This is a genomic window from Thermus thermophilus (assembly GCF_019974155.1).
Taxonomy (GTDB): domain Bacteria; phylum Deinococcota; class Deinococci; order Deinococcales; family Thermaceae; genus Thermus; species Thermus thermophilus_C.
The window spans coordinates 559,091-583,493 of the sequence record NZ_AP025158.1; the positions used below are offsets into that span (position 1 = coordinate 559,091).

The window sequence follows — 24,403 nt, forward strand, 5'->3', positions numbered from 1 at the left end:
CCAGTCGGGCGAAGGAAGCAAGGGTAGTAGCCCAAAAGGACGCCCCCCGGGGGGTTCCCCTTCTTTTGGGGCCCCCGCTCTGGCGAAAGCCAGAGCGGGGTGCCTAGCCCACCGGGGCGAGGACGAGGACCGGGTCCCCCACCCGCACGGAGCCGCCCTCGAGGACCCGGGCGTACACCCCCCGGCCCCCGTAGAGGAGCTTGGGCAGCCGGAGGTCAAACTGGGAGAGGCTCTTGCAGACGGTGCACACCTGGGAAAGCTCCAAAAGGGCCTCCCCCACCCTAAGCCTCGCCCCCGGGGGAAGGGCGTGGGGGTCCAGGTCCAGGAGGAGGTTTTCCCCTAGGGCTCCGTAGGGGAGGAGGACCCCCGCCCCTCGGGCCTTCTCGTAGGCGGGAAGCCCCGCCACCAAGACCGCCCGGTCGGGGTCTTTGCCGGCGTGCCGGTCCCCCTTGGCCCCAAAGCCCGCCACGAGCTCCAAGGCCTCCACCCGCGGCTTGGGGAGGCCGGAGCCTAGGCCGAGGTGGAGGGAGACCACCTGCCCCTTCATGGCAGTTTGAGGCCTTGGCGGAGCTTCAGAACCTCCTCGGGGGTGAGGGGTTTGGCCTTCGCCGCCTGCACCTCCTCCGGCGTGTAGGGACGGAAGCCCTCAGGGGCGCCCCAGGCGGCCAGGTGGTTCAGCACCAGGGCCAGCTCCTCGTCGGAAAGCCAGGAGAAGCCGGGCATCACGTTGTTGTACTCCTGGCCTAGGACCTTCATGGGCCCCTGGACCCCGTAGAGTAGGACCAGAAGGAGGTACTCCCGTCCGCCTTGTGCCTTGAGGAGAGCCTCCACGTGCCCCTTCAAGGGCGGGAAGAGGGGAGGGTTGCCCTCGCCCTGAAGCCCGTGGCAGCCCTGGCAGTTGGCGTAGACCTGGGCTCCCGTCTTTGGGGCGGTGGCCACGGGAGGAGGCGCGGGTGGGGGTTCGGTGCCCAGGTACACCGCCAGGTAGTCCAGGATGATGGCCCGCTCCTCTTGGGTGAGCTTGAGGCCCTGGGCCATCATCTCGTCCAACACGGCGTTCCACCTTTCCCGGGAGAGGCGCTCCCGGGTTACCAGGCCGATGTCGTGGCAGGTTTGGCACTTGGCCAGCACCAGCTCCTTGCCCGGGCCCTCGGGGAGGGTGGTCTGGCTCAGGGCCAGGAGGGCGCCAAGGCCCAGGAGAAGGGCTGGGGGTAAAAGGATGCGCTTCATCTCAGGTCTCAGTGTGGGGCGTACCCTAGCTGGGTATAGGGAGCTGGCCCACAAAGGCCCCGGCCCTAAGGCCGGGGCCAAGCCCTTTAGGCCACGGTGAACTTGACCCGCATGACCCCGTTGTACTCGTAACCCCGTTCGTTCCAGGCGATGTTGCCGTCCAGGGGCTGGCTGCGGCCCACGGCGTCCCAGGCCCGGGCCATGACCTCGTGTTCCCCGGGGCGCAGGTACAAGGTGGCCTGCCAGCGCACCCAGCCGAAGCTCTTCTCCTGGCGTTCCAGCCTGGCCTGGTGCCAGGTGCGGCCCCCGTTGGCGGAGACCTCTACGCTCACCAAGGGCACGATGCCGTCGTTGAAGGCCACCCCCTCCACCCGCACGTAGGGGCCTTCCACAGTCTGGCCCTCCAGGGGGGCGAAGATGAAGCTGTTGATGGCCACGAGCCAGTTGGGGCGGGAGTTGGTGAAGCTGTAGGGGTAGGCCTTGCCCGGCTCCTGGGGGAGAAAGGGGAGGTTGGCGTTGGGGATGGCGGGAACCCGGTAGCGGGGCATCTGCTCGGCGGTGGTGTTTTCCGCCTCGGTGAACTCAATCTTCTCCACCCACTTCACGTTGTTCACCCCGAAGTAGCCAGGGAAGACCAGGCGGACGGGCCCCCCGTGCACCGCGGGTAGGGGTTCCCCGTTCATGGAGAGGGCCAGAAGGGCATGCTCAAGGGCGTGGATGGGCACGGAGCGCACGAACTCCCGGGCATTGCCCTGACGGCTGGCGTGGGCGGTGATGTAGAGGGCCTTTTCACCGAGCTTCACCCCTTTGGCCTCCAGAAGGTCCTTAAGGCGCACCCCGCGGAAGGTGACGTTCCCCACCCCACCCCGCTGCCAAGGGTTGCCCGAGGGACGGGGCTGGAAGAGGGTACGCCCGTTGCCGGAGCACTGGAGGACCATGGTCACCTCGTGCTGGGGAAGCTCGAGGAGCTCCTTGGCCTCAAAGGTGAAGGGTTTGTCCACCAGTCCCCCCACCTCCACCTTCCACCCGTCCAGGCTGGCCCCCTCCACGGTGTTGTAGCCGGGGAGGTCCACGTTGTTGCGGATGTAGAGGATCTCCTTAGGGGTGCGCTCGGGCTGGCTGACCAAGAGGTCGTAAGGAGTTTCCAAAACGATGGGGCGTTGGGAGAGAACCAAGAGCTTGGGGTTTTTCCCCTTCACCAACTGGTCGGCCGTGGGGGCTTGCTGGGCGAAGCCTCGGCTTCCCGCGGCCAAAAGCGCTGCCCCTAGGCCCATGAGCTTCAGGGCGGTTCGCCGGCTGACGCTTTCCATACCTTATCCCTCCCTCCAAGGGTCCGGGGGGACGTTTGTCCCCACTTTCCGGTTGCCCCTAATCTAGGGGGCAAACAATACCCATGTCAAGTGGGGGTTAGGCTGAGCTCTCATCACTTTGAGGGCTGGGGCTTGACAAGGGAAGAGAAGAGGGGGGTAAGTAAGGTGTGCCGCCCACCACCCCCCTTTCCCAAGTTATCACCCTCTGGGTCCATAAGGTCTTCGCCTCCCTCAGGAAAACCATCCGCTCCAACCTCGCCCTCTTCCTGTCCACCCTCCTCACTACCCCCCTGGACCCCACCCTCTCCGACCTCGCCCGCAGAACCCCCCTCCCCACCCTGGCCCAAAGCCGCCTCAATCGCCTCTGGCGCTTCCTCCATCACCCCACCCTGCAAGACCCCTGGGCCCTCACCGAAGCCCTCCTCCCCCTCCTCGTCCCTCGTTTCCCCAAAGACCGCCCCCTCCCCCTCATCGTGGACTGGACCTTCACAGAGGACGGTAGGCACCAAGCCCTGGTGGCCGCCCTTCCCCTCAAGGGAAGGGCCCTGGTGGTGGCCTTCGCTCTTCACCCCCTCTCCCCTTTCCCCAGTCAAAACCGGGTGGAGGAGGAGTTCCTCCACCGCCTGGGCCGCGCCGTCCAGGACCTGGGATATACCCCCCTCTTCCTCCTGGACCGCGGCTTTGACCGGGTCTCCCTGATGCGAAAGCTCCAGGGGTGGGGCATGGGCTTCCTCATCCGCCTGCGGCAGAACCGGGAGGTGGAACCCCAAGGGGGGAAGCGCCTTCCCCTGAAGGAGGGCTACCAGCGTGTGGTCCACCCCCTGCGGGAGGAGGTCCGCCTTTTCGGACACGGTGGGGAGGGGGTAGAAGTCACCCTCCTGGTGTACCCAGGGGGTCGGGATCCCTGGTATCTGGCCTATTCGGGCCCTTTTGGGGGGGAGCCGCCCTATGGGTGGCGGATGTGGATTGAAGAGGGGTTTAGGGACCTGAAGGGGCAGGGGTTTGGGCTGGACCGCCATCGGCTGCGGACGGGGGCGAGCCTCAGGGGGTGGTTATGGCTTCTGGCCTTGGGGATGGCGCTCTTGGTCCTTCTGGGGGCGCGCTTGCAGGGCAGGGAATGGCTTCCCCGGCTTCTGGCCCATCCCGAGCGGCAAAGCCTCTTCCGTCTGGGCCGGATCGCCCTGGCCCAGGGGCCCCCGCCTTGGAGGGAAGCAGTGGTGGAGGAGCTGGTCAGGTTGCTTCAGGAACTGGGGGGAGGAAAGTGATGAGAGCTCAGGGGGTTAGGGGGTTTTTGGCCCCCGTTTAAGGGGCTAGGGGAAGGCGCTCATGGGAGGGTATGGCGGAGTTAAGATGGAAGGCATGCTCAAGGGCGAAGGTCCAGGCCCCCTTCCCCCTCTCCTGCAGCAGTACGTGGAGCTCCGCGACCGCTACCCGGACTACCTCCTCCTCTTCCAGGTGGGGGACTTCTACGAGTGCTTTGGGGAGGACGCGGAGAGGCTGGCCCGCGCCCTCGGCCTCGTCCTCACCCACAAGACCAGCAAGGACTTCACCACCCCCATGGCGGGGATTCCCATAAGGGCCTTTGACGCCTACGCCGAGCGGCTTCTCAAGATGGGCTTTCGCCTGGCGGTGGCCGATCAGGTGGAGCCCGCCGAGGAGGCGGAAGGCCTGGTGCGGCGGGAGGTGACCCAGCTCCTCACCCCCGGGACCCTCACCCAGGAGGCCCTCCTCCCCCGGGAGGCCAACTACCTGGCCGCCATCGCCACCGGGGACGGGTGGGGTCTGGCCTTTCTGGACGTCTCCACGGGGGAGTTCAAGGGGACCCTCCTAAAGAGCAAAAGCGCCCTGTACGACGAGCTTTTCCGCCATAGGCCCGCCGAGGTCCTTTTGGCCCCGGAGCTACGGGAGAACGAGGCCTTCGTGGCCGAGTTCCGGAAGCGCTTTCCCGTGATGCTCTCCGAGGCCCCCTTTGACCCGGAAGGGGAAGGCCCCCTGGCCCTGAGGCGGGCCCAGGGGGCGCTCCTCGCCTACGCCCGGGCCACCCAGGGGGGGGCCTTGAGCGTGCGCCCGTTTCGCCTCTACGACCCCGGGGCCTTCGTGCGCCTGCCCGAGGCGAGCCTAAAGGCCCTCGAGGTCTTTGAACCCTTGCGGGGCCAGGACACCCTCTTCGGCGTTCTGGACGAGACGCGCACCGCCCCCGGAAGAAGGCTCCTCCAGGCCTGGCTCCGCCACCCCCTTCTGGAAAGGGGGCCCTTGGAGGCGAGGCTTGACCGGGTGGAGCGCTTCGTGCGGGAGGGGGCCTTACGCGAGGGGGTGAGGCGCCTCCTCTTCCGCCTTGCCGACCTGGAGCGCCTGGCCACGAGGCTGGAGCTTTCCCGGGCAAGCCCCAAGGACCTCGCCGCCCTAAGGCGGAGCCTGGAGATCCTCCCCGAGCTTAAGGGCCTTTTGGGGGAGGAGGTGGGGCTTCCCGACCTCTCCGGCCTTTTGGAGGAGCTTAGGGCGGCGTTGGTGGAGGAGCCGCCCCTCAAGGTCTCCGAAGGGGGGCTCATCCGGGAGGGGTACGACCCGGACCTGGACGCCCTGCGGCGGGCCCACGCCGAGGGGGTGGCCTACTTCCTGGACCTCGAGGCCCGGGAGAAGGAGAGGACGGGCATCCCCACCCTCAAGGTGGGGTACAACGCCGTCTTCGGCTACTACCTGGAGGTGACCCGGCCCTACTATGGCCAGGTGCCCCAGGAGTACCGCCCCGTCCAGACCCTCAAGGACCGGCAGCGCTACACCCTGCCGGAGATGAAGGAAAGGGAGCGGGAGCTCTACCGCCTCGAGGCCCTCATCAAAAGGCGCGAGGAGGAGGTCTTCCTCGCCCTAAGGGAAAAGGCGAAAAAGGAGGCGGAGGCCTTGAGGGAGGCGGCGAGGATCCTCGCCGAGCTTGACGTCTACGCCGCCCTCGCCGAGGTGGCGGTGCGCCACGGCTACACCAGGCCCCGCTTCGGGGAGAGGCTTCGCATAAGGGCGGGGCGCCACCCGGTGGTGGAGCGCCGCACCCCTTTCGTGCCCAACGACCTGGAGATGGCGGGGGAGCTCGTCTTGGTGACGGGGCCCAACATGGCGGGGAAGTCCACCTTCCTCCGCCAGACCGCCCTCATCGCCCTCCTCGCCCAGATCGGGAGCTTCGTGCCCGCGGAGGAGGCGGAGCTTCCCCTCTTTGACGGGATCTACACCCGGATCGGGGCCTCGGACGACCTCGCCGGGGGGAAGAGCACCTTCATGGTGGAGATGGAGGAGGTGGCCCTCATCCTCAAGGAGGCCACCCCCAATAGCCTCGTCCTCCTGGACGAGGTGGGCCGGGGCACGAGCAGCCTGGACGGGGTGGCCATCGCCACCGCCCTCGCCGAGGCCCTGCACGAGAGGCGGTGCTACACCCTCTTCGCCACCCACTACTTTGAGCTCACCGCCCTCGCCCTTCCCCGGCTCAAGAACCTGCACGTGGCCGCCAAGGAGGAGGAGGGGGGGCTCGTCTTCTACCACCAGGTCCTCCCGGGCCCCGCCTCCAAGAGCTACGGGGTGGAGGTGGCGGAGATGGCGGGCCTCCCCAAGGAGGTGGTGGAGCGGGCCCGCGCCCTCCTCAGGGCCATGGCCGCAAGGCGGGAGGGGGTCTTGGAGGAGGTCTTGGAGCGCCTCCTCGCCTTAGACCCCGACCGCCTCACCCCCCTCGAGGCCCTGAGGCTCCTCCACGAGCTCAAGGCCTTGGCCCTGGGCCTCCCCCTGGGTAGCATGAAGGGGTGATCCGCCCCCTCCCTCCGGAGCTCAGGGGCCTCCTCGCCCGGGGCGAGGTGCTCCTTGCGGTGAAGGACGCCGTGCGGGAGCTTCTGGAAAACGCCCTGGACGCTGGGGCCAGGAGGGTGCGGGTGGAGCTTTGGGGCGGAGGGCTGGAAAGGCTTGTGGTGGAGGACGACGGGGAGGGGATCCCCTTAGAAGACCTCCCCCTCGCCGTGGAGCCCTACGCCACGAGCAAGCTCCAAGACCCCGGGCGCATCCGCACCCTGGGCTTCCGCGGCCAGGCCCTCTACGCCCTGAGGCAGGCGGCCAGGCTTAGGATCCGCTTCCGGCCTCGAGGGCAGCTCGGCGGCGGGCTCCTCCTCGTGGAAGGGGAGCGGGTGGAGGTGCGCCCCGTTCCCGCCCCCCCGGGGACCCGGGTGGAGGTGGAGGGGCTTTTCCTCGGGGAGGGGCGGGACCCCAAGGGGGAGGTCCGGGGGGTCTTGGACCTCTTGAGGCGCTACCTCCTCCACCACCCCCACCTCGCCCTGGCCTTTTTCGCCGAGGGGGAGGCCCGGCTGCTTTTCCCGGGGGCAGGGCTTGAGGAGGCGGCCCGCCTCGCCTTCGGCCACCTCCTGGCCAAGCGGCTCCTTCCCCTGGCCTACGAGGTGGGGGGCCTCGAGGTCCAGGGCCTCGTCTCCCGGCCGGAGGTCAGCCGCACCCGGCCGGACCGGCTCTTCCTCGCGGTGAACGGGAGGCCGGTGGCCTTCCCCGAGGGGCTTCTCCGGCGGGTGCGCCGCGCCTACCGGGAGCTTCTGCCGGAGGGGCACTACCCCGTGGGCGTCCTGAACCTCTTCCTCCCCCAGGAGGCCTTTCGCCTGCGCCTGGACGCGAGGAAGGAGGAGGTGGTCCTTTCCGAGGAGGCGGAGGCCCTGGTGGAGGAGGCCCTCCTCGGCCTCTTCCGGCGGGAAAACCTGGCCCGGGCCCTCCCCGAGCCCAAGCCCCTCCAGCCCTTAAGCCCCCCCACGGCCTCGGGCCTGCCCCGCCTCCGTTTCCTCGCCCAGTTCCGGGAGAGCTACCTCCTCGCCGAGGCGGGGGACACCCTCTACGTGGTGGACCAGCACGCCGCCCACGAGCGCATCCTCTACGAGGACCTCCTCAAGCGGGTCGCCGAGGGGCCGAAGCCCCTCCCCCGGCCCCTTCTCGTCCCCTTGGCTCCAGAGGAGGAAGCCCTTTTGCAGGCGGGGCAGGAGGCCTTGGCGGCGCTTTTCCGCTGGGAGCCCTTTGGCCCCGGGAGGGTGCGGCTCCTTATGGCCCCCGCCTTCCTCCACCCCTACCCCCTTCTCCTCCCCGAGGTCTTCAAGGAGGCCTTGCGCGGGGAGGGGAGAAGCCTCAAGGCCCTCCTCGCCCGCCTCGCCTGCCTCCCCGCCGTCAAAGCGGGCCACCCCCTGGGAAAGGCTCAAGGCCAGGCCCTCCTGGACGCCCTCCTCGCCTGCGAGACCCCCTGGGCCTGCCCCCACGGGCGGCCCGTCCTCCTCGCCCTCAAGGAGGAGGACCTCATCCGCCGCTTCGGGCGCCGCTCGGGGGCTCGGGGAGGAGGAGAAGCCCGTCCTCGTCCGCAAGAAGAAAGCTTCCCGGAAGCACCTCTACCCCGAGAACCCTAAGGGGTACGTCTGCCTCCCCCTTGCCCTCCTTGGCGCTCCTTTTGGGGGTGGCGGCGAGGGCGAGGAGGCCGATGGGCACCTCCTTAAGCTCCGCCGTGTCCCGCACCGCCCCGTGGACCACCACCCCGGCCCACCCCCTTTCCCAGGCCAGGCGGGCCAGGTTGCCCCCGAGGAGGGCGGTGCGCAGGGAGCCGCCCCCGTCCACGAAGAGGACCTGGCCCGCGCCCCCTTCCTCCAGGACCTTCCGCACCAGGGCGTTGTCCTCAAAGACCCTGAGGGTCCTCACCCGCCCGGCGAAGCGGACCTTGCCGCCGAAGCTCTTGAAGACCATGGGGAGGGCCTCGCCCTCCGGGTAGAGGTCGGAGAGGTCCGTGGTGCGCGCCTCCATGGGGATATAGTAGCGGGCATGGAGGAGGCGAGGCTTCTCGTCACCTGTCCGGACCAGCCCGGGATCGTGGCCGCCGTGAGCGGCTTCCTCTACGCCCACGGGGCCAACATCACCGACCTGCAGCAGCACTCCACCGACCCCGAGGGAGGGACCTTCTTCATGCGGGTGGCCTTCACCGCCTCCCACCTGGACCTGGCCCGCCCTGCCCTGGAGAAGGCCTTCCAGGAGGTGGTGGCGAGCCGCTTCCAGATGCAGTGGCGCCTGGCCTACGCCTCCGAGAGGAAGCGGACGGCCATCCTCGTCTCCAAGCCTGCCCACGCCCTCTTGGAGCTCCTTTGGCGCTACCGGGTGGGGGAGCTTCCCATGGACCTCCGCCTGGTCCTCTCCAACCACCCTGACCACAAGGAGGAGGTGGAGCGCTTCGGCATCCCCTACCACCACGTGCCCGTGGAGAAGGGAAGGAAGGAGGAGGCGGAGGAGAGGATCCTCGCCCTTTTGGAGGCGGAGGGGGTGGAGCTTGTGGTCCTCGCCCGCTACATGCAGATCCTCTCCCCCGGCTTCGTGGCGCGCTTTCCCATGCGCATCATCAACATCCACCACTCCTTCCTTCCTGCCTTCGCCGGGGCCGACCCCTACCGCCAGGCCTACGAGCGGGGCGTGAAGCTCATCGGGGCCACGGCCCATTACGTCACCGAGGAGCTGGACCAGGGCCCCATCATTGAGCAGGACGTGGTTAGGGTTTCCCACCGCCACTCGGTGCGGGAGATGAAGCGGCTTGGGCGGGAGCTGGAACGCACCGTCTTGGCCCGGGCGGTGCGCTGGCACCTGGAGGACCGGATCCTCGTCCACGAGAACCGCACCGTGGTCTTCGTCTAATCCCCGGCTAACGGGGTGGGGGTAAGGTGAGGCCAGGAGGTGGCGCATGAACCTTGGCCGTTCCTTTCTGGGTTTTTTGGTTCTTTCCGTGATGGCCGGGGGGGTGCTCTGGTGGGGGATCTCCCAGGGCCAGACCCCCCGCCCCCAGACTTCTACCCCCTCGGCGGATAGGGGCCTTCTGGAGTACGAGCGGAACACCGTGGAGATCGTGGAGCGCTACGGGGACGGGGTGGTCTACGTCTCCGTGGTCACCCGGCCGCAAAGCGTCCAGCTCCCCCCGGGGTTTGAGTTCTTCGCCCCCTTCCTTCAGGTGCCGCCCCAGCGGGGCACGGGCTCGGGCTTCGTCATAGACAAGGAGGGGTACATCCTCACCAACTACCACGTGGTGGAGGGGGCGGACCGGATCACGGTGAAGTTCCACAACGACCCCAAGGAGTACCAGGCCCGCCTGGTTGGGGCGGCCCCGCCCCTGGACGTGGCCCTCCTCAAGGTGGACGCCCCCAAGGAGCGCCTGGTGCCTTTGGTCCTGGGGGACTCCGACAAGATCCGGGTGGGGCAGAAGGCCATCGCCATGGGGAACCCCTTCGGCCTGGAGTTCACCGTGACCCAGGGGATCGTCTCCGCCATCCGGGAAAACCCCGGGGCCATCGGGGACGATTCGGGCCTCGTGCCCCAGGTGATCCAGACGGACGCCGCCATCAACCCCGGAAACTCCGGGGGGCCCCTCCTCAACTCCCGGGGCGAGGTCATTGGCATCAACACCGCCATCTTCACCCCCACGGGCCAGTTCGGCGCGGCCCAGTTTGCCGGGGTGGGGTTCGCCCTCCCCATCAACCTGGTGAAGCAGTACCTCCCCGAGATGCGGGCGGGGAAGACCCTCACCGCCGAGGAGATCGTGCGGAGCCGGCCCCGGCTTGGGGTTTCCATCGTCCCCCTCTCCTTCTACCCGGAGAGGCTCCGCCAGCAGCATGGCCTCCCCGACACCGGCCTCATGGTCCAGGAGGTGGAGCGGAATAGCCCCGCCCAGAAGGCAGGCCTCAAGCCCCCTACCCGCTTCGCCTACATCCAGCTCCCCACGGGGGAGGCCCTACAGGTGGGGGTGGACGGGGACGTGCTTCTGGAGGCGGACGGGGTGCCCCTCACCTCCATCGCCCAGCTCCGCCAGGTGCTCTACGCCAAAAAGCCCGGCGAGGCGGTGACCCTCAAGGTCTGGCGGCAAGGCCGGACCCTCACCCTCCGGGTGGTGCCCCAGGTCCTGCGGTAGATGAGGCTTTGGGAGAAGGCGCCCCTCAGGCTTAGGCGCTACCTCGTCTACCGCCGCGAGGGGGGGTGGCCCCCCCTCGCCTTGGGGTCCTCCGTAACGGTGGAGCGGCTAGAGAAGGGCCTACCCCCCGGGCTTCCCGAGGAGGTCCGGGCCGACGGCCGGGTCTATCCCCTGGCCCGGACCCTCGAGGGCTACCTGGCCCTCGGCCACCCCGGGGTGGTCCTCCGGGTGGAGGGGCGGTACGCGGGCCACCTCTTCCTCCGCCCTCCGGGCACCCCGCCCCCGCCCCACCTCCCCTGGGGCTTCCTCCCGGAGCCCCTGCCCTGGGCTTACGGGGCCTTCGTGCGCCCGGAGTACCGGGGACGGGGCCTCATCCGCCACGCTTTGGTGGCCCTGGGGAGGGGGTGGGAGGAGGTGTACGCCGAGGTCCGGCCGGAAAACCTCCCCGCCCGGAGGAGCCTCGAGGCCCTGGGCTTCCGCTCCGTGGGGTGGCTTGAGGTCCTGATCCTCGGGGTGCCCAAGGTGCGCTGGTGGCGCTTCGCCCGCTTCAGGGCGGCCAGAGAAGGCGCGCCCTGAGGCAGCCTCCCTCCGCCCAAAAGCGCCACGGGCCCAAGGCGAGGGAAAGCCCCACCTCCGAGCAGTAGACGAGTTCCCTTCGCCTTTCTTGGGCCAGGGCCTCGTTCCAGACGTACTCCCCCCCCGGTGTAGTAGGCCTCCGTCTCCGGGTCGGTGAGGGCGTGGAAGCCCCGGAAGTCCCAAAGGGGGTAGAAGAGGAGGCGCACCGGCCTGCCCGTCACCGAGTTCACAAAGGCCACCTCCCCCCGGCTCCAGGGGAAGAGGACGAGGAGCCTCCTCGCCCCCTCCCCCTCCACGGCCACGAGGCGCAGAAGAAGAAGCCCCCCCAGGGCCAGAAGGCCCAGGGGGAGGGGGCGGAAGAGGAGCCTCACTTCAGGGCGCCCACCTCGCGGAAGTAGCGGAGGGCCCCTTCGTGGTAGGGGATGGCCCCGCCCACGAAGCGCACGGCGTTTTCGGGGGTGGTGTCCTTGGCCGCGGCCACCGCTTGGCGGAGGGTTTGGAGGTTCTCAAAGGTGGCCTTGGTGAGGGCGTAGGCCGCCTCCTCGGGCAAGGAGGCGGGGCAGATGAAGAAGTTCCAGAAGGAGAGGGTGGGGGTGTCGGCGCGGGTGCCGTAGACCTCCTTGGGGATCACCCCGGGGGCGGAGACGCCGGGGAAGCGGCGCTGGAAGACCTGGACCGGGGTGCTCTGGGGAGGAAGGGGGACGAGCTGGATCCGGTCCCCCTTGCGGGCGAGGGTGGCGGCGAGCTCCACGATGGACCCCGTGGGGAGCCCCCCGGACCAGAAGAAGGCGTCAATGTTCCCCTCGGAGAGGGCGCTTGCGCTCTCCTGGGCCCCCAGGCGCTCCTGCTTGGCGAAGCCCTTGGGGGAAAGGCCCGCGGCCTCGAGGACGAGAAGGGCCTCCACCTCGGTGCCGGAGCCCGGGGCCCCGGTGGAGACCCGCTTGCCTTTCAGGTCCTGGATCACCCGGATCCCGGCGCTCTCCCGGGTGACGATGTGGAGGTAGTTGGGGTACATGGCGAAGAGGATGCGCACGTTCTTGGCGGGGCGGCCCTTGAAGCGCTCGTGTTGGCCCGTGTAGGCCAGGTAGACGGAGTCCGGCAGGGCGGTGGCGCAGTAGTAAGTGTTCCCCTGGGGGTTGGTCCGGGTCTCCAGGAGGAGGATGTTGTCAATGGAGGCCGCCGTCTGGACCGCCTGGGCCGTGGCCACCCCCGCCTTGTTCCAGAGCTCCGCCAGGGTGGTGCCGTAGTAGAAGTAGACCCCGCCCACCCCGCCCGTGGCGATGACCACGTTGGGCTTCTGGGCCAGGGCGAGCCCGCCTAGGAGCAAAACCGCAAGCCAGCTTCTCTGCATACCGCACCTCCTTTGGGTCCGCCTCCACGCTACCCTTACCCTTCCCCTCCGGTCAAGCCTTGCCCTTGCGGAAGAAGAGGAGCCCGAGGAGGAAGGCGGCGAGGTTCAGGTAGGGGTGGGGGACGAAGAGAAGGAAGGCCAACACCCCCAGGGCCCAGGCCTCCCAGCGGGCCAGGACCCTCCGCGTGTACCCGGCCCCCGAGGCGGAGAGGTAGACCACCCCAAGCCCCACGGCGAGGAAGCGCCAGAGGATGAGGGGCCAGGCCTTCTCGGGCGGGGCGGTTTCCAGGACGGGCAGGATGAGGAGGGCGGTGCCGGAGTAGGCGAGGAGGAAGAAGAAGCCCACCAGGTACTTGGAGAGGGCCACACGGGCGGCGTAGATGCCGGTCTGGAGGGGGTTGGTGCCGAAGACGCTGGCGGCGGCGTAGGCGGAGAGGGCCACGGGCGGGGTCACGTCGGCGAGGACGGCGTAGTAGAAGAGGAACATGTGGGTGGCGAGGAGGGCGGCCTGCTGGGCGGCCTCCTGGCCTAGCCCCTCGGCGGCGAAGTTCTTGGCGGCCAGGCTAATGATGGCCGGGGCGGTGAGGGCGGAGGTGAGGACGTAGGTGGCCGTGGGCGGCACGCCCATCCCCAGGACGAGGCTGAAGACCGCGGTGATCAGGGTGGCGAGGAGGAGGCTTTCCCCCGAGACCTGCTGCAGAAGCTGGCTGAACTTGGAGGGGAGGCCGGAGATGACCATGTTGGCGAAGATGAGGTTGGCCGCGGTCACGGCGGTGCCGATGGGAAGCAGGGTGCGGAAGCCCTCGGCGAGGCCCTGGAAGATGGGGGCGATCCCCTTGGGCCTCAGGGTGGGGTCCAGGTAGGCCAGGGCCACGAAGAGGACGAGGGCGAGGCTCGCCGCGGTGCGCACCTCGTACCCCAGGTAGAGCATGGCCACGATGAGGAGGATGGGGAGGAAGATGTAGCTGTAGCGGAGGACGTAGGCCCGCCGGCCCATGCCAAGCTCGGGGGCCACGGGGGCGAGCCCCGCCTTCCTGGCGTAGAACTCGTTGAAGGCGAGGACGGTGGTGAGGTAGAGGAGGGCGGGGCCGATGGCCATGACGATGACCTTGAGGAGGGAGATCTGGAGGATCTCCACCATGATGAAGGCGATGGAGCCCAAAACGGGCGGGGTGATGAGGGCGATGGTCCCGGCGGTGGCCACGAGCCCCGCGGCGATCAAGCGGTCGTAGCCCGCCCGCTCGTAAAGGGGCTTGGTGAGGGCGGCGACAAACTGGGTGTCGGCGGCCCCGCTTCCGGAGAACATGCCCATGAAGACGCTGGCGATGCCCGTGACCCGCCCGGGGGTGGCGGGGTGCTTGCCCACCAGGGCCAGGGCCATGTTGGCCACCACCTTGCCGAGGCCTAAGGCGGCGATCATCCCGGAAAGCAGGGTGAAGTAGACCAGGTACTTGGCGGAGACCCCGGTGATGAGGCCGTAAATCCCCGCCTCCGTCTCGTTGAAGGTTTTGCCGAGGAGGAGGTCCAGGGGCTGGGGCGTGCCCTGGAAGGCCCCGGGGAAGCGGTCGGCGTAGAGGTTGTAGGCGAAGAAGAAGAGGATGAGGACGGGCATCACCGGGCCCAGGAGGCGGTAGACCACCCCCAGGACCAGCATGATGAGGCCGAAGGACATGCCCACGTCCCAGGGTTCCGGCAGCACGGCCCGGTAGACCAAATCCTCAAAGTAGCGGAGCTGGTACAGGGTGGGCAGGAGGGCGAGGGGCAGGGCGAGGAGGTTGGAGGGCCGAAAGAGGCGGGGAAGGAGGGCGGGGAGGGCGGCCACCGCCCAGTAGAGGAGGCCCACCGCCTTCACGCTTGCTGGGAGGGGCGTGCCCGTGGGCGGGGGGAAGAGGAGGTGGTAGAGGGGGATGAGGGTGAGGAGGAAGTAGACCCAGGCCCCGAGGGTCCTTTTGCGCTCGGGGAGAGTGTAGGCCACGAGGAACCCCCCTAGGAGGAGGAAGAGGACGTGGGTGCTCCGCTGAAGCTGGACGATGTCCAGGATGGGGATCTCCTGCCGGGCCAAGGGGGTGAAGGGGTGGAGGACCAGGTAGAGGCTGTAGAGGGCCCCCAGGACGAGGACCGCCTGGGTGAGCCTTCCGATGAGGGTGGGAGGGGGGGCTTTGGCTTCTAGCTCCATGGGTTTCCCTCCAAAAAGGCCCGGGGCCTGGGAAGGCCCAGGACACCCGGGCGAAGCTTGGCGTTACTTGACCAGGCCCTTCTCCTTCAGGTAGCGCTCCGCCCCGGGGTGGAAGGGGATGGGGAGCTTGCCGTAGAGCTTGGCGGCGGCCTCGAGGCTCGTGTCCTTGGCGGCGGCCACGGCGGTGCGCAGGGTGTCCAGGTTCTCAAAGGTGGCCTTCATGATGGCGTAGGCGGCTTCGGCGGGGAGGGTGTCCGGGCAAACCAGGATGTTCCCCGTGGCCAGGCCCGGAACGTCGGTGCGGGTGTTGTAGACGCCCTTGGGCACCTTGTAGGGCTCCACCAGGCCGGGGAACCTCTTCATGGCCACCTGGGCCGTGGTGCTCTTGGGGTCTATGGGGACGAGGTGGATGCGGTCCCCTTTGCGGGCCAGGGTCTGGGAGAGCTCCACGATGGAGCTCGTGGGCACGCCCCCCACCCAGAAGAAGGCGTCCAGGGTGCCCTCGGCCAGGGCCTTAGCCCCCTCGGCCACGGGCAGGCGCTCCCGCTTGGCGAAGCTCTCCGGCTTTACCCCTGCTCCCTGGAGAACCAGAAGGGCCAGGTTCTCGGTGCTGGAGCCGGGCTGGCCCGTGGAGACCCGCTTCCCCTTGAGGTCCTGCACCACCTTGATCCCGGACTTCTCCGTGGTCACCAGGTGGATGAAGGAGGGGTACATGTAGAAGAGGACCCGCTGGTTCTTGGCCGGGCGTTCTTTGAAGCGGGGCTCTTCCCCGGTGTAGGCCACGTAGGCGGAGTCCGTGGTGGTGAGGGCGCAGTAGAAGGTGTTCGCCTGGGGGTTGGTGCGGTCGCGGAGGAGCTGGAGGTTGTCGTAGGAGCCTCCGGTCTGCACCGGCTGGGCCTCCACCGCCCCCGCCTTGTTGAGGATGTCCGCCAGGGCGGTGCCGTAGTAGAAGAACACGCCCCCGGTGCTGCCCGTGCCGATGACCACCTTGGGCTTCTGGGCGAGGGCTGGGGCCAGGAGAAGCAGGGCCAAGAGGATAAGGCTTCGCTTCATGCTCACCTCCCGCATACGTTTGCGCCCCTAACCTACCCCGGCCCCGGGCCCCTGTCAAGGGAGGAAAGGCCCAGAAGCCTCGCCTGGAAGGCCCTGAGGAGATCGGTCTTGCTGAGGACGCCCACCAGCCGCCCTTCCTCCAGGACGAGGGCCCTGGCGTACCCCCGCTCGGCCATGCGCTCCAGGGCGCTTAGGGCCGTGTCCTCGGGGGAGAGGAAGAGGGGAGGCTGGAGGTAGCGCGCTACGGGGGCCCTGGGGTCGGCCCCTTCCAGCCCCTCCAGCCCCACCACGCCCAAGACCCGCCCCTCTTCCACCACGGGGAAGCCGGAGACCTTGTGGAGGAGGGAGCGTTCCAGGAGCTCGGCCACGGTGAGGCTTGGGGGAAGGGCGATGGGGTCTTGGGTCATCAGGTCCTTCACCTTCAGGCCCTCCAGGGCCTGGGCCAGGAGGGTGGCCTCGGCGTCGGCCCTCGAGGCCATGTAGACGAAGAAGGCGATGAGGACGAGGAGGGGGTTCAGGGCGAGGAGGCCGAAGAGGCCGAGGGCCCAGGCCAGGGCCTGGCTCAGGGCCACGGCCTGGCGCGTGGCCTGGGGGTAAGGCTTCCTCAGGGCGAGGAGGGCCCGGTAGACCCTCCCGCCATCCAGGGGCAGGGCGGGGAGGAGGTTGAAGAGGGCGAGGCCCAGGTTCACCAGGGCGAGGTAGCGGCCGAGGAAGCCCAAGGCCCCCGCCTCCCAGGGGAGGGCCCGGAAGAGGAGGAAGAGGAAGAGGCTCACCAGAGGCCCCGCCAAGGCGATGACGAGCTCCTTCACCGGCTCCCTGGGGATCCTTTCCATCTGGGCCACGCCGCCCAGGAGCCAGAGGGTGATGCGCCGCGTCGCCACCCCGTACCGCCTCGCCGCCAGGGCGTGGCCGACCTCGTGGAGGAGGACGGAGAGGAAGAGGCCCGTGGCGGCGAGGAGGCCGAGGAGGAAGGGGTAGGGGCCCTGGAGGAGGCGGGGGTCCTCGGGGAGGCCGAGGAGGGCGAAGTAGTGGGGCAGGTTCCGCCCGATGTACAGGGCCCACAAGGGGAGGACGAGGAGGAAGGAGAGGTCCAGGTGGACGGGGATCCCCGCCAGGCGGAAGAGGAAGATCCCGTGCTGGAACACACCTCAGTATAGGGGCGGGTGGGGCGCGGGGGTGTAATGACCGGTCAGTCAGAGTTAGCATGGAGGGGTGTTGGCGCTTGCCCTCCTCAAAGACCCCGGGTACCGGAGCTACTGGCTCGCCCTCTTCGCCTCCCAGATGGGCACCTGGATGCAGGCCGCGGCCCAGGGCTGGCTCGTCCTGCTCCTTACGGGAAGCGCCGAGCGGCTCGGCCTCGTGGTGGCCCTCCAGTTTCTGCCCTCCCTCCTCTTTTCCCTGCCCGCCGGGGTCCTGGCGGACCGCTACCCCAAGCGGGACCTCCTCCGCTTCACCCAGGGGGGGATGACCCTCCTCGCCCTGGCCATGGCCTTCTTGGTCTACACGGGCTGGGTGCGGTACGGGCACGTCCTCCTCTTCGCCTTCCTCTACGGGGCCTTAAACGCCATGGACCAGCCCGTGCGCCAGAGCTTCACCGTGGAGCTCGCGGGGAAGGAGCGCTACCCCGGGGCCATCGCCTTGAACTCCTTCGGCTTCAACACGAGCCGCCTCGTGGGGCCCGCCGTCGCGGGCTTCCTCATCGCCTTCTACGGCGTGGGGGCCGCTTACCTCGCCAACGCCCTGTCCTTCCTGCCCATCCTCTGGGTGCTCTCCCGCCTGCCTAAAGGCGAGGGGAACGGGGCCGTCCAGGGACGCTGGTGGACGGAGGCCCTGGAGGGGATCCGGTTCGTCCTGGGGCATCCTGTGGTGCGGCGGGTGGTGGGCTTGGTCCTCTTCGCCACCCTTTTGGGCATGAACTTCCAGACCCTGGTGCCGGCCTACGCCCGCCTCGTCCTCGGGCTTTCCGCCACGGGGTACGGCTTCCTCCTCTCCAGCGTGGGCGTGGGGGCGATCCTCGCCGCCTTGGTCATGGCCTTCACCGGCAGGCCCAGGCCCTGGCGCCTCGTCCTCGGCCTCTTCGCCCTGGCCCTGGCCCACCTGGGCCTCGCCCTGAAGCTTCCCGGCCTCGTGCCCCTCTTCCTCGCCGTGGGGGGCTTCGGGATGATCTCCGTCCTCATCAACGCCAACACCCTGGTGCAGCTCTCCGTGCCCGATCGGCTTCGGGGCCGGGTCATGGCCGTCTACAGCCTGGTGATGCTGGGCACGGGACCCTTGGGCGCCTACCTCACGGGCTTCCTCTTTGAGGCCCTGGGGGGGCGGAGGGCGGCGCTCGTCCTGGGGCTTGCCCTCCTCGCCGTGGGGGCCTTCCACCTCCTCCGCCCCTGGCCTAAGGACGCCAGTCCTCGGGCCTAGGCCCAAGGCCCAACCGCCAGGCCACGCCCCTCGCCACCCTGAGCCCCGCCTTCCCGTCCCCATAGGGGTTCTTGGCCTTTCGCATGCGGGAAAGCTCCTCCGGGTTTTCCAAAAGCCCCTTCACCACGCGGTAGACCCCTTCGGGGTCGGTGCCCGCGAGCTTAAGGATCCCGGCCTTAAGCCCTTCGGGCCTCTCCGTGACGTTCCTCAGGACCACCACGGGCACCCCCAGGGCCGCCCCCTCTTCCTGAAGCCCCCCGGAGTCCGTGACGAGGAGGAGGCTCGCCCTCATGAGGGCCGCCATGGAGCCGTACTCCAGGGGGTCCAGGAGCACGAAGTTCCTCACCCCCTTGAGCACCGGGAAGACCGCCTCCCGCACCACGGGGTTCAGGTGCACCGGGTAGACGAAGGTGAGGTGGGGAAAGGCCTCGGCCACCCTTTTGAGGGCCTGGGCGAGCTGGGGGAGGAGGGGCCAGTTCTCCCGGCGGTGCATGGTCACGGTCACGTAGGGCCCCTCGGGCAGCCCCTCGGGAAGCCGCCCGAGCTTGGCGGCCAGGAGCACCGCGTCCACCCCGGTCTGGCCCGTGACCAGGATCCCCTCCTCCCGCTTCCCCTCCTTGAGGAGGTTCGCCTTGGCGAGGGGGGTGGGGGCGAAGTCCAGGTCGGTGAGGACGTCGGTGAGGCGGCGGTTCGCCTCCTCGGGGAAGGGCTCCTTGAGGTTGCCGCTCCTTAGGCCCGCCTCCACGTGGCCCACGGGGATCCCTTCCAGAAAGGCCGCCCAGGCCACGGCGAAGGTGGTGAGGGTGTCCCCGTGGACGAGGACGTAGTCCGCCGCCATCTCCTTGAGGGCCCGGGCCGCCTGGGGGAGGATGCGGGCGGCGAGGTCGGGGAGGGCCTGGCGCTCCTGCATCACGTCCAGGTTTCGGTCCTCCTGGACCCCGAAGAGGCTTAAGGCCTGCCGCAGTTGCTCCCGGTGCTGGCCCGTGAGGAGGACGAGGGGCTTCAGGCCCGGGATCTCCTTGAGGGCCAGGTACACGGGGGCCATCTTGGTGGCCTCGGGCCGCGTGCCGAAGGCGAGGACCACCCGCTTCATTCCCCCCTCCATAGCGCCCTAAGCCTCCGGTAGGTGACCCAGGCGAGGCCCAGGGAGGTAGCGAGAAGGCTCGCCAGGATGGCCTCCCAGGGCATCCCCAGGTAGATCATGGCGAGGAGGTTGAAGAAGAGGGCCGCCCCCCAGAGGAGGAAGGCCACCCGCCTCTGGGAAAGCCCCCGGGCCAGGAGCCGGTGGTGGAGGTGGTCCTTGCCGGGGGTGGAAAGGGGGTTCTGCCCCCTGAGGAGCCTCCGCACCACCACCTGGGTGGTGTCCAGTATGGGGAGGAGGAGGAAAAGCGCTGGGGGGAGGAGGCCCAAAAAGGTGGTGAGCTTGAGGTTGCCGAGGAGGGCAGTGGCGGCCAGGGTGTAGCCCAGGAAGTAGGCTCCCGCGTCCCCCAGGATGATGCGGCTCGGGTGGAGGTTGTGCCGGAGGAAGCCCAAGGAGGCCCCCGCCAGGGCGGAAAGCACCAGCGTCCCCGCCGCCCAGTAGGGGAACTGGGCGGAGACGAAAAGGAGGCTCATGGCGCTGATGTAGGCGATGCCCCCGGCGAGGCCGTCCAGGCCGTCCATGAGGTTGAGGGCGTTGGTGATGCCCACCACCCAAAGCCAGGTGAGGAAGAGGCCCAAGGCGGGGTCCAAGGGGGTGCCGAAGGCCGCCTCAAACCGCACCCCCACGGCCACGAGGAGGAGGGCGGCCAGGGTCTGGACGAAGAGGCGAAAGAGGGGAGGAAGGCCGAACTGGTCGTCAATGAAGCCCACGAGCACGAGCCAGGCCCCGCCCAGGAGGATGGCGAGGACCTGGATGAGGACGCTTTCCACCAGGATGGGCCTTAAGAAGGCCGCCACCACCAAGGCGAGCACCACCCCGGCGTAGACGGCGAGCCCCCCGGCGTTAGGGAGGGGCTCCCGGTTGAGCCGCCTTTCGTTGGGCAGGTCGGCCCAGCCCACCTTTAGGGCGAAGCGGCGCACGTGGGGCAGGAAGCGCCAGGTGAAGAGGAGGGCCAGGAAAAAGACGAGGAGGACGGTGAGCCAGCCTCGCCCGTAGGGGTTGGCCACGCCCAGGCGGTGGAGGAACTCCGGCAGGTCACTTGGTGCCATAGATCCGGTCCCCAGCGTCGCCAAGGCCGGGGACGATGTAGCCGTGCTCGTTTAGGCGCTCGTCTATGGCCGCCACCACCACCTCGGTGTCGGGGTGGTCCTTGGCGATGCGCTCCAGGCCCTCGGGGGCGGCGAGGATGGCCATGAGCTTAATCCCCGTGGCCCCCCGCTCCTTGAGGAGGGAGAGGGCGTGGCTTGCGCTTCCCCCCGTGGCGAGCATGGGGTCCAGGAGGAAGACCCGCCTTTCGGCGATGTCCGGGGGGAGCTTGGCGTAGTACTGCACGGGCTTTAAGGACTCGGGGTCCCGGTAGAGGCCGATGTGCCCCACCCGGGCGTGGGGGACGAGCTTCAAAATCCCCTCCACCATCACAAGCCCCGCCCGTAGGATGGCCACCAGGGCGAGCTTCTTGCCGGAGAGCACCTTGACCCGGGCGGGGGCGATGGGGGTTTCCACGGTGGTCTCGGTGAGCTCCAGGTCCCGCATGGCCTCGTAGGCCATGAGCATGGCGATCTCCTCGGCGAGTTCCCGGAAGTCCTTGGGCCCCGTGCGCTTGTCCCGGAGGTGGGCCAGCTTGTGCTGGACCAGGGGGTGGTCCACCAGGGTGATCCTCATCGGCAAGAGCCTACCACGCCCCCCTTCGGGGGAAGAAGTCCCGGAAGAAGGCGAGGGCCTTGGGGAGCTTTTCCTCCAGGGCCTGGGGGAAGCCTTGCGGCTCCTTGGTGCGGAACCAGTGGAGGTCGTGGAGGTAGGTGAGGGGGACGTAGAAGGCGAGGCGCTCCCGGACCTCCTTGGGGTAGAGGCGGGCCATGCGGAAGAGGACGACCCGGGCGGCCTCCTCCCCAAGGAGGTCTAAGCTTCCCGTCTTCAGGAGGGCGAGGTCCCGCGCCGGGTCGTCCCCCCCGGCGCGGGCCCAGTCCACCAGGAAGACCTCGGGGCCTTCCGCCCCCGGCGCTTTGAGGAGAAGGTTTCCCGCCCAGGCGTCCCGGTGGCAGAAGCGGCGTTCCACCCCGGCGGCGAGGCCCACCTCCCGCTTCAGGGCCTGGACCAAGGAAAGGGCTTCCGGCTGGTCGTGGAGGCTTTCGGCGAAGCGTTCCAGGCGGGAAAGGAGCTCCTCTTGGGTGACCTTCCCCGGCTCGGGCAGGCGGTGGAGGGCGAGGAAGAGGTGGGAGAGGGCGGCGAGGGTTTTGGAGGTGAAGGCCTCGGGGGCAAAGGGCTTCCCGGGGAAGCGGCGGGTGACGAGGACGCCCCCCTCCGCTCCTTGGATCACGGCGAGGACCAGGCCCCCGAAGCCTGCCCGGGCCATGCGGCGGGCCTCGAGGGCCGCCAGGTGGGCCTCCTCCTTGCGGTAGACCTTGTAAACCCGTTCGCCGTCCGTGTAGACCCGGGCCTCAAACCCGCCCAGGGGGGTGAGGCGCTTTAGGCGTTCGGGGGGGAGGAGGGCCTTGAGGGCGGCCACGGCCACGGGGCTTATTCTAGCCTTATGGAGCTCCTCCGGCCCGAGGCCACGGTCCTCTCCCTGGGGAGGTGGGTCCTCTCCTTTGACCGGGAGGGAAGGCCCTACCACTACTTCCGCGAGGGGAAGACCTACAAGCGCGCCTTGGACGGAAGCCTCCACCTCCGCTACCGGGAAGGGGAGAGGAGGCGGAGGAAGCTTCCCCCGGAGGAGGCCCTTGGGGTCTACCGGGAGGTCCTGGACCTGGCCGAGGCCCACCTGCGGGACGAAGGGCGGCGGGAGGAGGTGCTCCGCTGGACCCCGGAAGCCCTCCTGGACCCCACGCCCTACCGCAGGGCCTACGCCTGGCCCATAAGCATCCTTCCCCCCGACGCCTACCTCGCCGTGGTCCTCCAGGCCACCACGGGGTGCACCTGGAACCGCTGCGCCTTCTGTAGCTTTTACCAGGACCGCCCCTTCCAAAAGCGGACCCCCGAGGCCTTCCGGGAGCACATCGGGGCCGTATTGGCCCTGCTTGGGCGGGGCAGGCTTCTTCGGCGCGGGGTCTTCCTGGCAGACGGGAACGCCCTCGCCCTTTCCGAGCCCCTCCTTCCCCTCCTGGAGCTTGTGCGGGACCACTTTCCCGGGGAGCCCGTGATGGGGTTTTTGGACCTCTTCACCGGCCTCAAGAAGGCCCCTTCCTGGTGGGAAAGGCTTGGGGCCTTGGGCCTGAAGCGGGTCTACATCGGCCTGGAGACGGGGCACGCCCCCCTCCTCGCCCTCCTCCGGAAGCCCGGCCACCCCAAGGAGGTCCTGCCCCTGGTCCGGGCGTTGAAGGCGGCGGGGCTTTCCCTGGGGGTGATCCTCATGGTGGGGGCAGGGGGAAGGGCCTTCGCCGAGGCCCACTTCCGGGAAAGCCTCGCCCTCCTCGCCGAGCTTCCTCTGGGGAGAGAGGACGTGGTCTACCTCTCCCCCTTCCGGGAAGACCCCGGCACCCCCTACGCCGCCCTCGGCCTGGAGCCCTTGGAGGACCTCGAGGGGGAACTCCAAAGGTGGGCCCAGGCGGTGCGCCGCCTCGGCTTCAGGGCCTCCCGGTACGAGATCCGGGAGTTCCTCTACTGAACCTCCAACTCCCCCTTCTCCGCAAGGAAGCCCGCCTCCTTGTGGCTCCCGTCGCAGAAGGGCTTCTCTCGGGACCGGCCGCAGCGGCAGAGGGCAAGCTTGGCCCGCTCCAGGCGCCTTTCCTCCCCGTTCCACCGGAAGGGGGTCCCCTCCGGAAGGTCCAGGACGTAAGGACCGTTTTCCCGAAAGCGGAGGCGCATACCTCCATGCTACCCCTTCCTGCTATCCTGGGAAGGATGGGCCCGGGATCCCCCCGGTCGCCCGGGAGGTGCTATGCGTGCGCACATCATCACCTACGGCTGCCAGATGAACGAGTACGACTCCCACCTGGTGGCGAGCGAGCTCGTGAGCCTCGGGTGGGAGCTCGTGGACTCGGTGGAGGAGGCGGACTTCGTCCTGGTGAACACCTGCGCCGTGCGGGGCAAGCCCGTGGAGAAGGTGCGCTCCCTCCTGGGCCAGCTCCGCAAGGAGAAGGAGCGCCGGGGCCTCCTCATCGGGATGATGGGGTGCCTGGCCCAACTGGACGAGGGCCAGCAGATGGCGAAGAAGTTCGGGGTGGACATCCTCTTGGGCCCCGGGGCCCTCACCTCCTTGCCCGAGGCCCTGAAGGCGAACGAGAGGTTCTTTGACCTCACCTTCCGGGAGGACGTCCTGGACTACATCCCCCCGCCTCCCAAGGGGGCGCTTTCCGCCCACGTGACCATCATCCGGGGGTGCAACCATCACTGCACCTACTGCATCGTCCCCACCACCCGCGGCCCCGAGGTCTCCCGCCACCCCGACCTCATCCTTAAGGAGATTGAGCTCCTGAAGCAGGCGGGGGTGGTGGAGGTCACCCTCCTCGGCCAGAACGTCAACTCCTACGGCAAGGACCAGCCGGGCTTCCCCTCCTTCGCCGAGCTTCTGCGCATGGTGGGCGGGATGGGCATCCCCCGGGTGCGCTTCCTCACCAGCCACCCGGTGAACTTCACCGACGACATCATTGAGGCCATCGCCGAAACCCCTGCCATCTGCCGCTACATCCACCTGCCCGTGCAGTCGGGCTCCGACCGGGTGCTCCGCCGCATGGCCCGGGAGTACCGCCGGGCACACTATTTGGAGAGGATCCGGAAGATCCGGGAAGCCCTCCCCGATGTCGTGCTCTCCACCGACATCATCGTGGGCTTCCCCGGGGAGACGGAGGAGGACTTCCAGGAGACCCTTTCCCTCTACGACGAGGTGGGGTACGACCAGGCCTACATGTTCATCTACTCGCCCCGCCCCGGCACCCCCGCCTACAAGCACTTCCAGGACCTGCCCCGGGAGGTGAAGGTGGAGCGCCTCCAGCGCCTCATTGAGAAGCAGAAGGAGTGGAGCTACCGCAGGAACCTGGAGTGGGTGGGGAAGACGGTGGAGGTGTTGGTCCGGGGCGAGGCCAAGGAGGAGGGCTTCGTCCAGGGGCACGACCGGGGGAACCACCCCGTGCTCGTCCCCGCCTCCCAGGCTCCGGTGCCGGGCCTCTACCAGGTGGAGATCAAGCAGGCCACGCCCCACCTCCTCTTCGGGGAGGTGGTGGGGGCGAAGGCCCCGGCCCCCATCCCCCTGCCCGTGGCCTAGGAGGCG

The 24,403-nt window shown here is 68.9% G+C and carries 22 protein-coding genes; 9 read left to right on the forward strand and 13 right to left on the reverse strand.

Translation table 11 applies throughout. The features are described 5' to 3' along the window. Positions 1-103: 103 nt before the first annotated feature. From TthTMY_RS03210 to TthTMY_RS03220, 3 genes are all read right to left on the reverse strand, one after another. Entirely contained in the window at positions 104-547 is a 444-nt protein-coding gene (locus tag TthTMY_RS03210) for an MOSC domain-containing protein (protein ID WP_096412378.1), read from the reverse strand. Beyond that, positions 544-1,230, reverse strand: a complete 687-nt coding sequence (locus TthTMY_RS03215; RefSeq protein WP_096412381.1) for a c-type cytochrome — start codon at positions 1,228-1,230, stop codon at positions 544-546. The genes TthTMY_RS03210 and TthTMY_RS03215 overlap by 4 nt, the downstream gene beginning before the upstream one ends. Positions 1,231-1,316: 86 nt before the next feature. Next, on the reverse strand, positions 1,317-2,540 hold the full coding sequence (locus TthTMY_RS03220) for a sulfite oxidase (protein WP_096412384.1): 1,224 nt from the start codon (positions 2,538-2,540) through the stop codon (positions 1,317-1,319). Between the two features lie 167 nt (positions 2,541-2,707). On the opposite strand from TthTMY_RS03220, the gene TthTMY_RS03225 reads away from it, so the two are divergent. The 3 genes from TthTMY_RS03225 (at position 2,708) to mutL (ending at position 7,960) form a co-directional block, all read left to right on the forward strand. Continuing rightward, positions 2,708-3,805 carry an IS4 family transposase gene (locus TthTMY_RS03225; RefSeq protein WP_096410490.1) on the forward strand — a complete coding sequence of 366 codons (1,098 nt, stop codon included), beginning with the start codon at positions 2,708-2,710 and terminating at the stop codon, positions 3,803-3,805. A gap of 85 nt (positions 3,806-3,890) precedes the next feature. Next, complete coding sequence (mutS, locus tag TthTMY_RS03230) at positions 3,891-6,326, forward strand: DNA mismatch repair protein MutS (protein WP_223903402.1); 2,436 nt, start codon at positions 3,891-3,893, stop codon at positions 6,324-6,326. Beyond that, positions 6,323-7,960 carry a DNA mismatch repair endonuclease MutL gene (gene mutL, locus TthTMY_RS03235; RefSeq protein WP_096412387.1) on the forward strand — a complete coding sequence of 546 codons (1,638 nt, stop codon included), beginning with the start codon at positions 6,323-6,325 and terminating at the stop codon, positions 7,958-7,960. Before mutS ends, mutL begins: the two co-directional genes overlap by 4 nt. Here the strand turns inward: mutL and rraA are convergent. Further along, positions 7,854-8,348 (reverse strand): ribonuclease E activity regulator RraA, encoded by a 495-nt coding sequence (rraA, locus tag TthTMY_RS03240; protein ID WP_096412389.1) that lies wholly within the window; start codon positions 8,346-8,348, stop codon positions 7,854-7,856. The genes mutL and rraA overlap by 107 nt on opposite strands. Before the next feature lie 18 nt (positions 8,349-8,366). On the opposite strand from rraA, the gene purU reads away from it, so the two are divergent. The 3 genes from purU to TthTMY_RS03255 are packed head-to-tail and all read left to right on the forward strand — an operon-like array spanning position 8,367 to position 11,064. Beyond that, positions 8,367-9,224 (forward strand): formyltetrahydrofolate deformylase, encoded by an 858-nt coding sequence (gene purU / locus TthTMY_RS03245; protein WP_096412392.1) that lies wholly within the window; start codon positions 8,367-8,369, stop codon positions 9,222-9,224. A 46-nt stretch (positions 9,225-9,270) separates the two neighbouring features. Continuing rightward, positions 9,271-10,488 carry a S1C family serine protease gene (locus TthTMY_RS03250; RefSeq protein WP_096412394.1) on the forward strand — a complete coding sequence of 406 codons (1,218 nt, stop codon included), beginning with the start codon at positions 9,271-9,273 and terminating at the stop codon, positions 10,486-10,488. Beyond that, complete coding sequence (locus TthTMY_RS03255) at positions 10,489-11,064, forward strand: GNAT family N-acetyltransferase (RefSeq protein WP_096412397.1); 576 nt, start codon at positions 10,489-10,491, stop codon at positions 11,062-11,064. A gap of 367 nt (positions 11,065-11,431) precedes the next feature. Here the strand turns inward: TthTMY_RS03255 and TthTMY_RS03260 are convergent, their stop codons facing one another. The 4 genes from TthTMY_RS03260 to TthTMY_RS03275 form a co-directional block, all read right to left on the reverse strand. Continuing rightward, entirely contained in the window at positions 11,432-12,415 is a 984-nt protein-coding gene (locus TthTMY_RS03260; RefSeq protein WP_096412403.1) for a TAXI family TRAP transporter solute-binding subunit, read from the reverse strand. 52 nt (positions 12,416-12,467) lie between these two features. Then, the gene (locus tag TthTMY_RS03265) at positions 12,468-14,591 is read right to left on the reverse strand and encodes a TRAP transporter permease (protein WP_223903403.1); all 2,124 of its coding nucleotides are present in this window, start codon (positions 14,589-14,591) and stop codon (positions 12,468-12,470) included. Between the two features lie 63 nt (positions 14,592-14,654). After that, positions 14,655-15,644, reverse strand: a complete 990-nt coding sequence (locus TthTMY_RS03270) for a TAXI family TRAP transporter solute-binding subunit (RefSeq protein ID WP_096413146.1) — start codon at positions 15,642-15,644, stop codon at positions 14,655-14,657. Positions 15,645-15,676: 32 nt separating this feature from the next. After that, on the reverse strand, positions 15,677-16,789 hold the full coding sequence (locus TthTMY_RS03275; RefSeq protein ID WP_096412406.1) for a site-2 protease family protein: 1,113 nt from the start codon (positions 16,787-16,789) through the stop codon (positions 15,677-15,679). Between the two features lie 67 nt (positions 16,790-16,856). Here TthTMY_RS03275 and TthTMY_RS03280 point away from each other — a divergent pair, with 67 nt between their 5' ends. Continuing rightward, the gene (locus tag TthTMY_RS03280; RefSeq protein ID WP_096412408.1) at positions 16,857-18,056 is read left to right on the forward strand and encodes an MFS transporter; all 1,200 of its coding nucleotides are present in this window, start codon (positions 16,857-16,859) and stop codon (positions 18,054-18,056) included. On the opposite strand, the gene wecB is transcribed toward TthTMY_RS03280, so the two are convergent. The 4 genes from wecB to TthTMY_RS03300 are packed head-to-tail and all read right to left on the reverse strand — an operon-like array spanning position 18,031 to position 21,709. Next, a complete protein-coding gene (gene wecB / locus TthTMY_RS03285) occupies positions 18,031-19,149 on the reverse strand; it encodes a non-hydrolyzing UDP-N-acetylglucosamine 2-epimerase (protein ID WP_172844683.1) in 1,119 nt (372 codons plus the stop codon). The two genes, TthTMY_RS03280 and wecB, sit on opposite strands and share 26 nt — an antisense overlap. Beyond that, entirely contained in the window at positions 19,146-20,246 is a 1,101-nt protein-coding gene (locus tag TthTMY_RS03290; protein WP_223903404.1) for an MraY family glycosyltransferase, read from the reverse strand. The genes wecB and TthTMY_RS03290 overlap by 4 nt, the downstream gene beginning before the upstream one ends. After that, on the reverse strand, positions 20,233-20,859 hold the full coding sequence (upp, locus tag TthTMY_RS03295; protein ID WP_223903405.1) for a uracil phosphoribosyltransferase: 627 nt from the start codon (positions 20,857-20,859) through the stop codon (positions 20,233-20,235). Before upp ends, TthTMY_RS03290 begins: the two co-directional genes overlap by 14 nt. 10 nt (positions 20,860-20,869) lie before the next feature. After that, on the reverse strand, positions 20,870-21,709 hold the full coding sequence (locus TthTMY_RS03300; RefSeq protein WP_223903406.1) for a phosphotransferase: 840 nt from the start codon (positions 21,707-21,709) through the stop codon (positions 20,870-20,872). Between the two features lie 18 nt (positions 21,710-21,727). On the opposite strand from TthTMY_RS03300, the gene TthTMY_RS03305 reads away from it, so the two are divergent. Beyond that, positions 21,728-22,801 (forward strand): radical SAM protein, encoded by a 1,074-nt coding sequence (locus tag TthTMY_RS03305; protein ID WP_096412414.1) that lies wholly within the window; start codon positions 21,728-21,730, stop codon positions 22,799-22,801. Here TthTMY_RS03305 and TthTMY_RS03310 read toward each other — a convergent pair. Next, a complete protein-coding gene (locus TthTMY_RS03310; RefSeq protein ID WP_008632762.1) occupies positions 22,795-23,001 on the reverse strand; it encodes a CDGSH iron-sulfur domain-containing protein in 207 nt (68 codons plus the stop codon). The genes TthTMY_RS03305 and TthTMY_RS03310 overlap by 7 nt on opposite strands. A gap of 73 nt (positions 23,002-23,074) precedes the next feature. Between TthTMY_RS03310 and miaB the strand changes: the two genes are divergently transcribed. Continuing rightward, on the forward strand, positions 23,075-24,397 hold the full coding sequence (gene miaB / locus TthTMY_RS03315; protein WP_096412416.1) for a tRNA (N6-isopentenyl adenosine(37)-C2)-methylthiotransferase MiaB: 1,323 nt from the start codon (positions 23,075-23,077) through the stop codon (positions 24,395-24,397). The last annotated feature ends 6 nt before the right edge of the window (positions 24,398-24,403 follow it).